The organism is Hymenobacter fodinae (genome assembly GCF_004745825.1).
GTDB lineage: Bacteria > Bacteroidota > Bacteroidia > Cytophagales > Hymenobacteraceae > Hymenobacter > Hymenobacter fodinae.
Genome location: NZ_SRLA01000001.1, coordinates 602246 through 617181 on the forward strand (window position 1 = coordinate 602246; position 14936 = coordinate 617181).

At 57.9% G+C, this 14936-nt stretch carries 15 protein-coding genes; 6 read left to right on the plus strand and 9 right to left on the minus strand.

Annotation, left to right across the window (positions count from 1 at the left end; genetic code table 11):
• Positions 1–70: 70 nt before the first annotated feature.
• Positions 71–430 (minus strand): hypothetical protein, encoded by a 360-nt coding sequence (locus EU556_RS02570; protein ID WP_135430744.1) that lies wholly within the window; start codon positions 428–430, stop codon positions 71–73.
• A 257-nt stretch (positions 431–687) separates the two neighbouring features.
• Positions 688–1146 carry a cold-shock protein gene (locus EU556_RS02575; RefSeq protein ID WP_135430745.1) on the minus strand — a complete coding sequence of 153 codons (459 nt, stop codon included), beginning with the start codon at positions 1144–1146 and terminating at the stop codon, positions 688–690.
• A 419-nt stretch (positions 1147–1565) separates the two neighbouring features.
• On the opposite strand from EU556_RS02575, the gene EU556_RS02580 reads away from it, so the two are divergent.
• Positions 1566–2699 carry a putative sensor domain DACNV-containing protein gene (locus EU556_RS02580; RefSeq protein WP_135430747.1) on the plus strand — a complete coding sequence of 378 codons (1134 nt, stop codon included), beginning with the start codon at positions 1566–1568 and terminating at the stop codon, positions 2697–2699.
• 84 nt (positions 2700–2783) lie between these two features.
• On the opposite strand, the gene EU556_RS02585 is transcribed toward EU556_RS02580, so the two are convergent.
• The 3 genes from EU556_RS02585 to EU556_RS02595 form a co-directional block, all read right to left on the minus strand.
• The gene (locus EU556_RS02585) at positions 2784–3362 is read right to left on the minus strand and encodes a pseudouridine synthase (RefSeq protein ID WP_210116207.1); all 579 of its coding nucleotides are present in this window, start codon (positions 3360–3362) and stop codon (positions 2784–2786) included.
• 114 nt (positions 3363–3476) lie between these two features.
• Positions 3477–3998, minus strand: a complete 522-nt coding sequence (locus EU556_RS02590; protein ID WP_135430749.1) for a DinB family protein — start codon at positions 3996–3998, stop codon at positions 3477–3479.
• 57 nt (positions 3999–4055) lie between these two features.
• The gene (locus tag EU556_RS02595) at positions 4056–5030 is read right to left on the minus strand and encodes a helix-turn-helix transcriptional regulator (protein ID WP_135430750.1); all 975 of its coding nucleotides are present in this window, start codon (positions 5028–5030) and stop codon (positions 4056–4058) included.
• A 164-nt stretch (positions 5031–5194) separates the two neighbouring features.
• Here EU556_RS02595 and EU556_RS02600 point away from each other — a divergent pair, with 164 nt between their 5' ends.
• A complete protein-coding gene (locus EU556_RS02600; protein ID WP_135430752.1) occupies positions 5195–6463 on the plus strand; it encodes a tetratricopeptide repeat protein in 1269 nt (422 codons plus the stop codon).
• A gap of 90 nt (positions 6464–6553) precedes the next feature.
• Here EU556_RS02600 and EU556_RS02605 read toward each other — a convergent pair whose 3' ends face one another.
• From EU556_RS02605 to EU556_RS02615, 3 genes are all read right to left on the minus strand, one after another.
• The gene (locus tag EU556_RS02605; protein ID WP_135430754.1) at positions 6554–7141 is read right to left on the minus strand and encodes a phospholipid scramblase-related protein; all 588 of its coding nucleotides are present in this window, start codon (positions 7139–7141) and stop codon (positions 6554–6556) included.
• Between the two features lie 92 nt (positions 7142–7233).
• Positions 7234–8043 (minus strand): subclass B1 metallo-beta-lactamase, encoded by an 810-nt coding sequence (bla, locus tag EU556_RS02610; protein ID WP_135430756.1) that lies wholly within the window; start codon positions 8041–8043, stop codon positions 7234–7236.
• A 99-nt stretch (positions 8044–8142) separates the two neighbouring features.
• Complete coding sequence (locus EU556_RS02615) at positions 8143–8598, minus strand: DinB family protein (RefSeq protein ID WP_135430758.1); 456 nt, start codon at positions 8596–8598, stop codon at positions 8143–8145.
• Between the two features lie 156 nt (positions 8599–8754).
• Here EU556_RS02615 and EU556_RS02620 point away from each other — a divergent pair, with 156 nt between their 5' ends.
• The 4 genes from EU556_RS02620 (at position 8755) to EU556_RS02635 (ending at position 13634) form a co-directional block, all read left to right on the plus strand.
• On the plus strand, positions 8755–10200 hold the full coding sequence (locus EU556_RS02620; RefSeq protein WP_135430759.1) for an aldehyde dehydrogenase family protein: 1446 nt from the start codon (positions 8755–8757) through the stop codon (positions 10198–10200).
• Positions 10201–10461: 261 nt separating this feature from the next.
• Positions 10462–12507: an FAD-dependent oxidoreductase gene (locus tag EU556_RS02625; RefSeq protein WP_135430761.1), complete on the plus strand. Its 2046-nt coding sequence runs from the start codon at positions 10462–10464 to the stop codon at positions 12505–12507.
• 78 nt (positions 12508–12585) lie between these two features.
• Complete coding sequence (locus EU556_RS02630; protein WP_135430763.1) at positions 12586–12999, plus strand: hypothetical protein; 414 nt, start codon at positions 12586–12588, stop codon at positions 12997–12999.
• Positions 13000–13127: 128 nt separating this feature from the next.
• The gene (locus EU556_RS02635) at positions 13128–13634 is read left to right on the plus strand and encodes a hypothetical protein (RefSeq protein ID WP_135430764.1); all 507 of its coding nucleotides are present in this window, start codon (positions 13128–13130) and stop codon (positions 13632–13634) included.
• Between the two features lie 158 nt (positions 13635–13792).
• Here the strand turns inward: EU556_RS02635 and EU556_RS02640 are convergent, their stop codons facing one another.
• Positions 13793–14590 carry an alpha/beta fold hydrolase gene (locus EU556_RS02640; RefSeq protein WP_135430766.1) on the minus strand — a complete coding sequence of 266 codons (798 nt, stop codon included), beginning with the start codon at positions 14588–14590 and terminating at the stop codon, positions 13793–13795.
• Positions 14591–14936 lie beyond the last annotated feature (346 nt).

The window sequence follows — 14936 nt, forward strand, 5'->3', positions numbered from 1 at the left end:
GATGCGTGCCGCAACCGCTTGCAGTTAGAACACGTGTGGTCCTATCTTAATAAGAATAATTGGTTAAAGCTCAGGGCTCTATCAGTCGCAGCAAGTATACCGTACCAGCCTTGTACAGTAGCCAAAACAGCACAAGCACTAGTCCCTTTAACACTAGCCTGCCCGCAGCATTCTGACCCCAGTCCTCCAGCCAAGACGAAGGGTTAGTCACGACGACCAATGGCATAAGCATGCCCGATAAGAGTCTCTGGAATAGGAACAGTGGCAGCCTGGGCCGAATGCGAGGCCAGTCGTGGGCCAGTTTCTGCAGCAACTGGCGTGTGGCCTCGTCCGCTGTGTTGCGCTGAATGGTGGCGCGCAATTCGGCCGCTGTTTCCAGTGAAACCAGCTCGCTGTTGATGCGCCGGGTATCCTGAATCAGTGCTTCCATAAGGCTCCACGTTTCTCTCGCGGCTGCTATTTCAGCAGGTTGGCCTTCCCGCAATAGCAATTCCTGGTTACCCCAGTGGCGCCGATAAATTTCTAGTTGCGCCTTAGTAATCATTGTAATACATACAAAGCAACAATAACCGAATATTGGATCTGGCTATCTACATGAGACAAATAGCCATAAATATGACTCAATAAACGGAAAAAGGCTGGAGCTCTAGGAGCTTCAGCCTCTTCTGGTATCAGCGGGAGTAGACCCTATGCCTGGAGCTTCACGCCGAAGGCGCTCGGACCTTTGGGGCCCATTTCCACCTCAAAAGTCACTTTATCGTTCTCCTTGATGGTGATGCCGCCCAGAGCATTGGCGTGCACGAATATGCTCTGTTGAGTTTCGGTATCCTTGATGAAGCCGTAACCCTTAGAGTCGTTGAAGAAGGAAACCGTGCCTTTGCGCACTGGGTCTTCCTGCTCCAGATCTTCCTGCTTCAGCGCCCCAATGCGGATGTCCTCGGTCTTGATTTCCTTGCGCTTCTTGGGGTCTGGGGGCGTAGAGGAGATGTTGCCATTTTCATCTACGTAGGCCAGCATTTCTTCCAGGGCCTGGCCTTTCTTGGCGTTGGCCTGACGCTCTTCGCGCTTCTCTTCCTTATCCTGACGCTTTTTCAGGCGTTTCTTTTCGTTTTCCTTCTTACCGAAAGTGGCTTGCGATTTACCCATATGTGTTAGTAGTCGTGACGATTTAGTGTGCTGTGCGAAATCAGAGGGTGGGGGGAATAGATGATCATATTACGACAATTTTGAACGGGTTAGCGTTCATAAATTCAATAAATACTATAAGGTATAAAGGGCTTGCCGAAGCTCGGCGCTAGAAGCTTTGCCCCGCTAGGTTCGTAGTGGCCAGGTCAGCTCTCAACAGCTTCACCTTCTCAACTCCCAGACCGCTCCGAAATAAGAATACGCCAATAAGCTGGTAAAGCTACCGCTTATTCTGGCAAGTGCAGGATAGCCGGTCAGAATAAGACTAGGTGAGTGGCTTAGGCCTAGGCCTAGAACAATAGCCCTAGCCTGCGTATTTATGCACTGAACTGCGGGGCTTGGGCGGCATCCGTACCGCACCGGCCCCGAACGTACTGGCTATGCTCTCCGAACCCACCTATCTGGCGGCCCGCGTGGTGGCGCCCATGATTGAAACCCACTTTGCCCGGCACCGGGCCGCGGCACGCCCCCGCGACGTAGCTCATCTGGCCCCTCCGCCCGATGTGCAGTGGGTAGAAACCATCATTGACGTAGCCTTTTGGGCCAGCCTGCGCCGCGAGGAAGGCTATTCGCCTAAAATTTCGCTGGCCCTGCTGCCACCCGACAAAGCTCTGCAGCCGGTAGTGTTTGCCCACAAGCGGCGCCTCATGCCCTACAACCTGCTGAAGCTGGCGCCGGCCGTAGAGCAACCGGGTATTCATTTGGGCGTGTGGTACGATGCCGATGGGTTGTACGTATGGGGCACGGCCATTGGCATTCCACCCCTATGCTTTGTGCTGGAGGTGATTGAGCCCGGTTTGCTGGTGGTGAAGCACCGCCGCGCCGATGGGTTCGGCAAATTCGTGAACGTGGCCATTCTGCGCGGCGACCAGTTGCAGCTAGTAGATGCCGATAATGCCGCCGTGGCTGACTGCCCCGCCCTGCAGGCCTTCTTGCCGGAGCAGACGCTGGCTACCGAGATGGGCGAAACCGATAATGTGCTGGTAGAGCTGGCTTCGGCCATGCGCGCCCACGGCCGCGGGGGGCTGGTTCTGATTGTACCGCCCAACTCGCAAAGCTGGCAGTCCTCCATTGTGCAGCCCATGACCTACCCCGTAACGCCCGCCTACATGGGTATTGCCGAGATGCAGCGCGAAGACCAGACCGAGCGCAAATGGCAAGATGGGCTGCTGCGCAACATTGGCATTGTGGGCGGCTTCACGGCCGTAGATGGGGCTACCGTCATTACCCGCGACTATCATCTGCTGGCTTTTGGGGCGAAAGTGGCCCGCGCCGAGCATAGCACCCCCGTTGATAAAATGGTGCTCACGGAGCCCGTAGTGGGCAGCATCGAGCAACACTTGCACCCGGCCCAAAACGGTGGTACCCGGCACTTGGCCGCTGCCCAATTCGTGTACGACCAGCGCGACTCTCTGGCCCTAGTTGCTTCCCAAGACGGCTACTTCACCCTCTTTGCCTGGTCTGTAACCCTGGAAATGGTACACGCCCACCGCATTGATGTGCTGTTGCTGTGAGTAAGGAGGTAATAATAAGGTGACGAGGTGCGAAGTGTATCACTCTCTTACTCCATTCCCCTAAAACCTCATCACCAGCAACCCTTAACAATCAAACCCCGCTACTTCTTGTACTTCGCCTGGGGCTAGGCCACTTGCCCACACATTACCAATGCGCACCCGCACGAGGCGCAGCGTAGGAAAACCTGCCGCGGCCGTCATTTTGCGCACCTGCCGAAACTTACCCTCTGTGACGATGATTGAAACCCAGCTGGTGGGGCCATGGCGCTCCGAGCGGATGTGGCGGCCGCGCGGGGGCAGATCGGGCGCTTCTTCTAGGCGCCGCACGCGGCTGGGCAGGGTGTGGTAGCGGCCATCGGGCAGGCCAATCTCTACGCCTTGCTGTAGTTCAGCAATAGCTTCGTCGGTGATGAGGCCGTCGACCTGGGCGTAGTACTCCTTCTCTACGTGGCGGCTGCGGACTTGCTCGCTTACCCGGCCATCGGTGGTGAGCAGGAGCAGGCCTTCACTGTGTTCGTCGAGGCGGCCAATGGCCATGGTTCCTTCCGGAAAGTTGTGCAGCTCACCCAAAAACCGCTTTTTACGGGCCTCCCGCGGAAATTCACTAGTAAACTGACTGAGGTAACCGTAGGGTTTGAAAAGCAGGAAGTGCCGATGCAACATGAACGAAAGCGGTGGTAACGGCCCAAAGCGCAGATGCCGGCCCTAGGCCAGTATAGCCGCAGGCGGCCAAAGCTACGAAAGCTTTGGCCGCCTTAGTAACCCTCAAGGAGTGGCCTAGAAGACCATAGCTTCGTCGGCGGAAGAACCGTAGATGGCGGGCACCGGCACATCTAGCAGGCGCAGGTACACGGAGAGCTGCCCGCGGTGATGAATGGTATGGTTGATTAAATGCCGAACGATGTTGGCGCGGGACTGCTGCATAATGATTTGCTCCCCAAACCGCAACGTCCAGGTTTCCGCAAAGGCTTCCGCGTCGGCCTCTGACAGCGTTTCGTGGGCAGCAGCGCCGTTAGCTTCTAGGCGCTGCACTAACTCCTCGGTGCTACTAGGCGGCGTGGGGGCATGGTCGGCGTACGTGGCTAGGTTCAGCTCCGTAGTTTCAAAGGTCGTTTTGATGCCGCCCAACAGGTCGGCGGTGTGGGCGCCGAGGTGGCCTAGGGTCATGGACTTGGGGTGGGGCTGCCAGCCAAACTGCGCAGCGGGTAGGCGCTCTAGCACGCGGCGCGTAAGCGTGAGTTCGTGAGCTAGCTCGGGCAGCAAAGAGAGGGCGAGCAGGGTGGCAAGAGTGGTTTCCATGGCGGTGATGGGGTGATGTGGAAGATATTCCAAAGCTCGCCCCCACCACTGACAGCCCTATGTCAGTAGGTTTGCCGGAGTGGCAGAAAAATGTTCGTAGGCCTCCCGAGCCAGCTCCTGCAGGCGCTGCTGCAGCTCCGGCGGCGACACCACCGTCACCTTCGGGCCGAACAGCAGCAGCCACCGAGCAATACTCTCCAGGTGCATAGGCTGCAAGGTCATCTCCACTAGCCCCTCGGTCGTTTCCTGCTCCCGCAGCCACCCGAAGTAGTGCTTGTTCTCGTGAGCGTAGGCCAGGGCCTCGGGCCGTAGCCGAACTACCACCGTGGTACCGGGGTGCTGCCGTGCCCGCTCAGCCCAGTACGACTGCAGGGTTTCGGGGCGGGGCGCAAAGTGCTCATCACGTAGCTGCAGGCTCATTATGCGGTCGAGGCGAAAGTCGCGGTACTCCTGGCGCAGGCGGCAGTAGGCCACTACGTGCCAGTACTGCCCAAAGTATAGCCCAATGGGCTCTACCTCGCGCTGCGTGGCGGCACCGTGGTAGCCGGCCCGGTAGTCTAGGGCCACTACCCGGTGGGTGGTCACGCTGGTGAGCAGCAGCTGGTGGGTATCGCTCGGGGGCGGAGTGGCCCCGCGGTACATCCAGGGCTGCAGCACTGTGAGGCGGGGGCTAAGCTCGGCCAGATAGTCACGGTCGGAGTGGCCTAGCACCGCGCGCAGCTTGTCCATGGCGGCCTTGCTAAGTTGAGCCATGTGGGGGTTGGTGAGTTGGGCGGCCAGCTTTTCAGCTGTGAGCAGGGCCGTGGCTTCTTCGCGCGTAAACATCACGGGCGGCAGCCGGTAGCCCTCCACCAATGAGTAGCCCACACCCGCCTCCCCATAGAGAGGTACACCAGCCTCTTCCAGGGTGCGCAAGTCGCGGTACACGGTGCGCAGGCTCACGCCAAACTGCTCGGCTAGGTCCTGGCCCTTCACAATTCGTTTGGCCTGCAGCTGAATCAGAATAGCCGTGATGCGGTCGAAGCGGTTCATACCAGCAAAATAGGAAAGGCAGGCAAAACGGTAGCAGAAAGGGCCTGCAACAAGGTTTACGAATGCGGGTACTAATGGGCCGCACCTTTCCGGCGGTTACAAACGTTCTCAATTTGAGAGCAACTCCGACCTTTTTTATAACATTAAGGGTTCAAGTGGTCGATATGCGTTTTACACTGTTCTGCTTATTGCTGTTACTTGGGCTGCGGGCCCAAGCGCAACAGCCCGTTACACCTGCTCCTACCCAGCCCCAACCCACCCGCCGAGTGGACCTGGACAACGTGGACGTGGCCCCGAATGCGGTAGATACCAAAGGCTGGCTGCTGCTCGACAAAGACATTCAGACGGAGCTGGAGGGGGCCGTGCAAAACATGTACAACTTCAAGTACGACAAAGCGGAAAAGCAATTTCGCTCCCTGCGGCGGCGCTACCCCGACCACCCCATGCCGTACTTCTTGCTAGGCCTGAACACGTGGTGGAAGATTATGCCCACCAACATTACCACCGAGCTCTACGACAAAACGTTCTTCGCCTACATGGATACGGCCATAACCAAAGCCGAAACCCAGTATAAGCGGGATAAGAAAAACTATGAGGCCTGCTTCTTTCTCTCGGCGGCCTATGGCTTCGATGCTCGCCTGAACGCGGAGCGCCACAACTGGCGCCAGGCCACTTTCTCCAGCAAGCGGGCCCTCGATTACCTCGATAAAAGCCAGGAAGCCAACGGGCTCAGCCCCGAGTTCTTGTTCGGGCAGGCGCTGATCAATTACTACGCCGTCTGGATTTCAGATAACTACAAGCTTCTGAAGCCGGTGCTGTTGTTCTTCCCGAAGGGCAACCGCCAGCTAGGCCTGCAGCAGTTGCGTAGCGTGGCCCAAAATGGCTTTTACACCTCCAACGAGGCCAAGGTATTCCTGATGAAGATTCTGCAGAACCAGGAAAACAAACCGGAGGAGGCCTTCCCCATTGCCCAGCAAATGGCCAAAGCCTACCCCGACAACGGCTATTTCCAGCGGTTTTATGCGCTTACCTGCTACCAGCAGGGCTACTTGCCCGAGTGTGAGCGGATAAGCCGGGATATTCTGGATAAGATAAACCGGGGCTTACCGGGCTACGAGGCCATCAGTGGGCGATACGCTACCTTCTTCCTGGGCAGCCTGATGCAGAACCAGTACCAAGATCTGCCCAAAGCCCAAGACTACTATAAGCGTTGCGTAGTATTCTCCGAAAGCACCGGCGACACCAAACAGGGCTTCTACCTATACGCCCTTCTGAACCTGGCCCGCATTGCCGAGAAGCAGAAAGACACCGCCGAGGCCATTCGCTACTATAAGGAAGTGGAGAGCAAGGCGGAGCGTAAATCGGAGGCCTCAAACGAAGCCAAGGCGTACCTTAAAAAGCACCGGAGTACCAAGAAGCCCAAACAGAAGTAAGGCTTTAAAACCCCACTGCCCTGTCACTTGGCCGTGCAACGCGCAGCCAAGTGACAGGGCAGTGGGGTTTCTTGCGCTAGGCCACTAGGCCTATTGCTGCTCGTTGAAAACGGTATCGATGGCTAGGCCAGCGGCTAGCAGCAGGGCATTGGAGGCCACTTGGGTTTCGCCCATGTCATGGATGGAAACCAGGTAGTTATCGGCATTGGTGAATAGCTCCTGGCCTAGGCCAGCCCACTTCTTGGTCACGACGCCGATTTCCTGCCCCGTGGCGCTGATAAACTTGAAGTCCCAGCTTTTCCAGCTGCCCCTTATTTCGGCAATCTGCTCATCCTGCAGATTGTATACGTAGAAGCCCCCACTGAACGAAAATAGCTTGCTCTTGAAGTAGCCAATTGGCTGCTCCTGAGCATCTAGCACGTGCACCTTAGAGCGCAGAAACGTCCAGCCCCGCTGAATCTGAATCATGGGTGCCGACTCCGGCTGTTCCCGCACCGCAATGGTTACGGGCAGCATGTGCTTCTTGAGCAGGAGGCGCAACCATACGGCCCACGAGGGCGTGGCTTCCGTGGCAAAACCAATTTGCTCGTTGGTTACGGGGTCAAGAATATCGTAGGTGTCTTTGAGCTTGAACAGGCCTACATGCTCCCGGATAAAATACTGGCGTCGAGTGAACATCTGATAGCAGAATAAATTTCTGCAAGCTACTCAGGATAGTTCAAGGGAAATAGGTTTTATTCTATATTCCAAGCCGCGGCCACGCCAGGATTTTACTTGCCTAGGGCCGTTTGGGGCAGTTGGCCGGGGCGACGCAGCACATCCAGGGTGTGGGGCAGCAGCTCGGGGCCGCCCCAGTTGCCGTGGCCAGGAACCACCACGCGGGCGCGAGGGTAACGGTCGGCCACCGTTTTTACGGCGCTAGGCCACTTCTTCAGGTCGGCGTCGATGATATTGCCGGGCGTATCGGCGGCCATTTCCTTGATGAGGCACCCGCCAAATAGTACCCGCTGCTTGGGCAGCCACGCCACCAAATTATCGGGCGTATGGCCGGGGCCAGGGTAGAACAGCTCCAGCCGGGTCTTGCCCGACTCAATAACGGTAAAGGGTTTGATGGCAGGCGTAGGCGCATCTTCCTTGATGGCGGTGGCGCGGTCGGCAGTCAGCTGGCTGCTCACTACCTTGATGTTGTTGGCCCGCAACACCGCCATACCGCCCATGCGGTCTTCGTGGGCGTGCGTCACGATAACCATACGCACCCGCTGGTGGAGGCTGTCGGCCACCCAGCGCAGGAGTTGCAGGGTCTGGTCAGAGTCCCAGCCCGTATCCAGCAGAATAGCACCTTTGGTAGTTTTTACGATGAGCCCATTCGCGGGAATAGGGGCTGCCGTGCCTGGCTGGTAGCGGTACGATGTGTGCACAAACACATCGGGCGCCACAGCTCGCACCCGAATGTGCGGGGTCGGAGCCTGAGGAGTACCTGCCGGTACTATAGCCTGAGAAGTGTCAAAAACACCCGCGCAAAGCAACAAACCCAGGGCGCAGGTACGCCGGAAACCGGCCGCAATAGAAAACAATACCATCAGCAAACGAAAGACAAGCCCCGTAAACGCGGTTGCCTCCCTAAATAGTGCCCCGCTAGGCCACTCTTTTCAACTTGCTGTGTTCGGGAGATGTTTGCCTTAGCCCGAGGTCAGGTTGATGATCTGGTACACGTGGTGCTCTAGGTGCATCACATAATCTTCAGCCAGCCAGCGCAACGTAACGCTGTAGCCGTTGTCGAACTCGCAGCGCTGGGTGGCCGCGCTTTCGGGCAGGTTCTCAAGCAGGCGCACAATCTGCCGGTTGTATAAGGTCAAGAGCTGCAGCAGTTCGGCGGCGGGAGTGTGCTGGTACCGCGACAGAATCACCCACTGGTCCTGATCGTAGGGGGTGATAAGCAGGGGCTCGGGCTCTAGCTGGCTGAGCACAAAGCGGCGGTGGTTGTTGGCGGCCGAGTCGATAAGGTGGCCTAGAATCTCCTTCTTCGACCACTGCCCGGGAGCAGGAGTATAGGCTAGCTCGGTCTCCGAAAAAGTATCTATTGAGCTGTTTAACACCCCTAATAGCTTGCGTAACCGGTGGCTAATATCTTGCATCTCCCAGGCTAATCAGTTGTAGCAGGGTCCGCACGGTGGGCCCTGGGCTTGGCAGCAACCAAACTTGCGCGCAAAGATGCCGTTATCTGAGCTGAACTAACATAGATTGCCTTGTAATTCACCGGTTTATCCGGATTTTTCCGTTTTACGTCCCATATGGAACTCCATACCGCTCCTGCCCCGGCTGCCGCTGCATCTGATTCGGTTGAACTGCTTTTTCAGCGCCAGCGGGCGCGGGCTGAGGCCCTGCGCCGGGAAGGGTGGGAGTCGAGGGCCGCCCGGCTCCGCAAGCTAAGCCGCTGGATTGATGACAACCGAGCCGCTATTCAGCAGGCGCTCTACGCCGATTTTCGCAAGCCCGCCGCCGAAACGGACGTCTCGGAAATCTGGTCGTCGCAGGTAGAAATCAAGCACACGCTGCGCAATCTGAAGCAATGGACGCAGCCCCGCCCCGTGGGCACCCCCATTTCGCTGATGGGCACCCGCAACTGGGTGCAGTATGAGCCCAAGGGTGTCTGTTTGATTATTGCCCCCTGGAACTATCCGTTCTACCTGGCCATCGACCCGCTGGCCTCTGCCTTGGCCGCCGGCAATGCCTGTATCATCAAGCCCTCCGAAATAACGCCGACGGTAGCCGCCCTGCTTGCCCGCATGTGCCGTGAGCTCTTCGACCCCGCCGAAGTGACCGTGGTAGAGGGCGACAAAGACGTGGCCACGGCACTACTGAAGCTGCCTTTCAACCACATTTTCTTCACGGGTAGCCCGCAGGTAGGCAAAATAGTGATGCGCGCCGCCGCCGAGCACCTGGCCAGCGTAACCCTGGAGCTGGGCGGCAAGAGCCCCGTAATTGTGGATGATACCGCCGACCTGCGCGATGCCGCTGAGAAAATTATGTGGGGTAAGGGCATCAATGCCGGTCAAACCTGTGTGGCCCCCGACTACGTGCTGGTACAGGAGTCGGTGAAGGAGAAGCTGGTGGAGGAAATGAAAGACGTGGTAAGGCGCTTTTATGACCCTGAAGGAGAGGGGGTAGCCGCTTCCAAGTCGTATGCCCGCATCGTAAATCAGCACCACTTTCAGCGCATTGCCAGCTTGCTAGAAGATGCCCAAGCTCAGGGTGCCAACATCCTCTCTGGGGGTATGGTAGATGCCGGCCAGCGGTTTATTGAGCCAACGCTGTTGGAAGGAGCCCCCGCCGAAAGCCGCATTATGCAGGAGGAGATTTTTGGGCCGTTGTTGCCCATCATTCCCTTCCGAACCCTCATGGAAGCCACCGATGTGGTAAACTCTCGTCTGCAGCCGTTGGCCCTGTACGTGTTTAGTCAAAGTGCCGAGCATCAGCGCTACTTGCTCCAGAATATTCCCGCCGGCGGCTCCTGCGTCAACGAAACCATCCTGCACCTGGCCCACCCCGACCTGCCCTTCGGTGGCTTCGGCAACAGTGGCCTAGGCAAGGCTCACGGCTTTGCGGGGTTTGTAGGGTTCAGCAACGAAAAATCCGTGCTGAAGCAGCGCGTAGGACGCACCGGCATTAAAACTATGTATCCGCCCTACACGCCCAAAGTCAGAAAAATGATTGGGTGGCTACTGAAATTCTTCTAGGGTGGTGATGAGGTGAGAAAGTGAGGGGGTGATAAGGTAGCAAGGCAGAAGACACATCATCTTTCTGTGGCCTATAAGTAGACGGAACCCTACTTGCTACAAACCTCATACTGGCCTAGCACCGCATAGTCTACCTCATTACATCACCCATCTACTTTTCGTATGCAAGCCGAGTAGTTTTCGGGAAAATTGTCGAACTTATCGGGGCCCGGCGTGGGCTGTGTCGGCGCCGGATCAGTGTACTCTTCTGCCCACCCGTTCATGTTCTTCACCGAAGCTCAGCGCGTCACCCTGCGCGCCCTCGCCGATACGTTTATTCCTGCAGTGCCCGGTCATAAAGCCGAAGACCCCGCATACTGGGCGCGGCGCGGCTCCGAAGGCGTAGACCTAGATAAGATTGGGCAGGTGCTGGAGGCGCAGCCCGCCGGGGCCCGCAAAGAGTTTATGCAACTGCTAACCCTGCTGGAAACTCCCGCGGTAGGCCTGACATGGTTTGGGCCGCTGCGACCTTTCAGCCGGCTAGCGCTCGAGCAGCGGGAGAAGCTCCTGCAAAGCTGGGCGGCCAGCAACGTGCCGCAGTTTCGGAAAGGCTTTCATGCTCTGCGCAAGCTGTTTACCTTCTTGTTTTATGGCAGCTCCACCCCCGAGCAGGGCAACTTTGTGTGGGAGCATATTGGCTACCCTGGCCCTCAAACCGAAGAGCTAGTTGACACGCCTAGGCCTATCAATACCCTGCAGCCAACCCAAGACGTGACCTACGACTGCGATGTGCTGGTAATTGGCAGCGGTGCGGGCGGTGGGGTAGTGGCCGGCGAGCTAGCCGCGGCGGGCCAAGATGTGCTGGTGCTCGAAAAAGGCCCTTACTTCCACGGTGCCGACTTCACCCAGCGGGAGGTAGACATGCTAGGCCACCTCTACGACGGGCGCGGAGCCATCAGTACCCAAGATGGCGGCATTGCCCTGCTGGCGGGCTCCTGCCTGGGCGGGGGCACCACTGTAAACTGGGCGGGGGCTTTTCGTACTCCCGACTATATATTACAGGAGTGGGCCCGCGAGCATCAGGTACCGCACTTCACTTCCCCGGATTTCAAGAAAAGTCTTGATGCCATCAGCCGAGCCCTGAGCGTCAACATCGACTATCACCGCCATAATGGCCAGAACCAGGCGCTCTGGGACGGATCTACTAAGCTAGGCCAAGAGGTAAAGCTAATTCCTCGCAATGAAAAGGGCCTTACTGATACCGAAGCGCACTTCCGGGGCCTGGGCTACAGCTGCTTCGGCGACCGGCACGGCGTGAAGCAGGGCACGCTCAACACCTATCTGCAACAGGCCTACGACCACGGCGCCCGCCTGCTAGCCGACACGCACGTGGAACGCATTACTATTTCCGGCAACCGCGCTACCGGCGCCGAGGCCCTGCATACCTCCGCCGATGGGCGCCCCGTACGTGTGACGGTGCGGGCCCGCCGGGTAGTAGTGGCGGGCGGTTCCATCCAGACGCCGGCCTTGCTGCTGCGCAGTGGCCTGAAACATCCGCATATTGGAGAGCACCTGCACCTGCACCCCACGGTAGCCGTGTCGGCGCACTACGCCCACGCCATCAACCCCTGGCACGGGCCTATGATGTCGGTGGTGAATGACTGCTTCACGATGCTGGATGGCACCAACTTTGGGGTAAAGCTGGAAACGCCCCCGGCCCACAGCGGCTTGATGGCTATGGTGCTGCCTTGGCGCTCCGGTGAGCAGCACAAGGATATGATGCGCCAAGCGGCCCACCTCGGCTCGTTCATTGTGCTTACCCGCGACCGGGATGGGGGCTGCGTGAAGATTGATAAGCACGGCGCCCCCCTCATCGACTACGTGCTCAGCGACTTCGACCGCAACCACTTGCTGCAAGGTGTGCGCGCCGCCGCCGACATTCACGTGGCTGCCGGTGCTGATAAGGTGTATCTGCCCCATGGTACCTTGCCCATTCTGCACGCCCAAAACGGTGTACCCCAAAACCCGGAAGTGCTGGCGCAACTGCCCCACCTGGGCTGGAAGCCCAACCAGTTCAGCCTCTACAGTGCTCACCAAATGAGTACCTGCCGCATGGGCGGCGACGCGGGCACTCACCCCACTATGCCCACCGGAGAGCTATACGAGGTCGGCAATTTGTTCGTGGCCGATGCCTCCGCATTCCCCACGTGCAGCGGCGTAAATCCTATGCTGACCATTATGGCGCTGGCGCATTACACCGCCCAGCACCTGAAAACCAGCAACCCGGCGGTGCGGTCGGGGGCAGCGGCTACGGTAGCTGTAGGGTAATAACTAGCAGATAAGCGAGGAGATAACCGTGCGGTATGGTTTTAGCGTATGGGGAGGCACACGCCACCTACTTGTACCATGTCTCCTGCCCGCTTATTACTCGCCCTGGCCCTCACTACCACCCTCGCTTCTAGCTGCGCCCGCCGTAACCGGAGCATCCCGGAGGCGAAGTCGGTAGCAACCCCGGCTCCCGCACCCGTAGTGGCGTCGTCGGCCGCCCGCGACCTGACCGACGTACTGACCGACGAACTCAACCTAACCGGCGACCAGCCTAGGCAGGTGCGCGCCATCTTCACGGAAACCGCCGAAAAGGCCAATGCCGCCCAGCGCCAGTACAGCGCCGACCGCCCCGCTCTGATGGCCGAGCTGAAGCGCATCAATGCCAACTCCGATAAGCAGCTGCAGCAAGTACTTACAGCTTCTCAGTATCAGAAGCTGAAAGTCAAGCAGCGCCAAGTGCAGGAGCAAATGCGCGCCCGCAAAGCCGGCTGATTAAGCTCTTGAAAAGAACAGACATACACTAGGCAACTCTTTCTCAGAAAGATGCATCTGGCGTGCGGTTGCCGCTGCGGCTTATGGCCAGCGGCGAGCAATAGGTTTCACGCTAACCGCATGTTCTGATGAAAAAACTCTTCTTAGCTGGGTTATTACTGGCTGGGGCCAGTGCCCAGGCGCAATCTACCACCGAGGTGCAGGCCTTGACCCGGCGCCTCAATGAGTTGGCCCGTGACCCCGACGAGCCCGAAACAGAAGTGCGTGCTCAGCTCAGCAACTGTCACTTTACGGAGGTAATCCGCAAGTACCGTACAGATGGCAGTAGCTCGGGAGCTTTCCAGGTTAGTCACCAAAAGAACGGCGCCGATTGGGCCGTAAAGTCTGATGACAAGGTGGAGTTTGAGCTGCGCATGGGCGTAGAGTGGAGCCAGGTAACGGCGCTAACCTATGCGCCCGCTCACAACGAGGAGAAGAACCGCCGTTACTACGAAATAAAAATAACGCGCCGTCCGCCTGGCAAAAGCGACACCACCACGCTGGAAATGCCCGTGTATACCTCCGACGAGGCAGTAGTACGCGACTTGGTACAGCGCTTGGAAAAAGTGCGGCGCAGCTGTGCCGCCAAGGGGTAAAGTAGCTGAATGCGCTAGGCCACTTCTGAGCCAAACAGGAGTGGCCTAGCGCCATTGCCAACGTAGTTTAGCCCACAATCTTGCTGCTTAGTATAGGCCTGGTGTCCATCTGTTATCGCCCACTGCTTGGCTGTCGGTTGGTCGGCTTTGAGAGTGGCCTAGGCCGATTTCAGGTACCGCTCCAGTGAAGAGATAGTGGCCACCGGTGCGCTCAAGTGCGGATAGTGTCCAGTTGTGTTCAGAATATCAAGGTGGCTGCCTGCCAGATGCTCGTGGAGGTAGTGGCCTACATTGCTGGGAGCTATGGAGTCTTGTGCCGACTGTATTACCAGCGTAGGCACGCGCAGCTTCGGCAACTCTGACCGATAGTCAGACAAGAAAGTGGCCCGGGCAAATTGGCGGGCTATAGCCGGATCAACTTCGGAAAAGCTGGCTAGTACGTCATCAACAAGGTCGGGACGCATATCACCGCCCACAATATTAGGCACCATGGTATCGGACCACGCGCGATAGTCGCGGTCGAGAAAGCCGAGAATCTCCTCCAGGTCGGCGGGCTCAAATCCCCCGAAGTAGTCGCCATCGTTCACGTAGCACGGTGAGGCCGCCAGCAGCACTAGGCGCTCAAATAAAGCGGGTTCCTGAATGGCAGCCAGCATTCCAATCATCCCGCTTACCGAATGCCCCACGTACACCACCTTGGGAAGGTTCAGGGTGCGGAGCAGCTCCAGCAGGTCATTGGCGTAGCCGCGCAGGGTTTGGTAGCGCGAGAAATCATATGCCGACTTATCGGAGCGGCCGGAGCCTACCAAATCGAAGAGCACTACTTGGTGGCGGGCCGCAAATGCCGGCGCCACATAGCGCCAAGCTTGTTGATCGGTGCCAAACCCGTGGCCAAACACCAGCGTCTGGGGGCCTGACCCATAAGTGGAAACATGATGACGATGGAGAATATCCATAAGTGGTGCAGTACAAGCAGTATAAAACCAGTCTTGAGTAGTAATAGAGAGTTATGAACCCTCCGGTAGGGAGGGTCAAACAGTAAGCTACTGATAATTACAAATCACTAATGCGCCCTTCCCAACATAGTACAGCTTTCCCTTTCTGGACCACAAGGCAGGCCTCGCGAAAACCTGCGCTTAGCTACGTGGTAGGCCTAAATAAGCTGCCACTGCATTATGGCCTTAGCCACATGTAGCAGAGGTCATGACAAACACGGCAGCCCCGGTTCACCAATCGGGGCTGTCGTGTTTAGAGCTTTGCGCCCGCATAGCGTACCGGTCCTGGGTGCATCTTGCGGCCGTA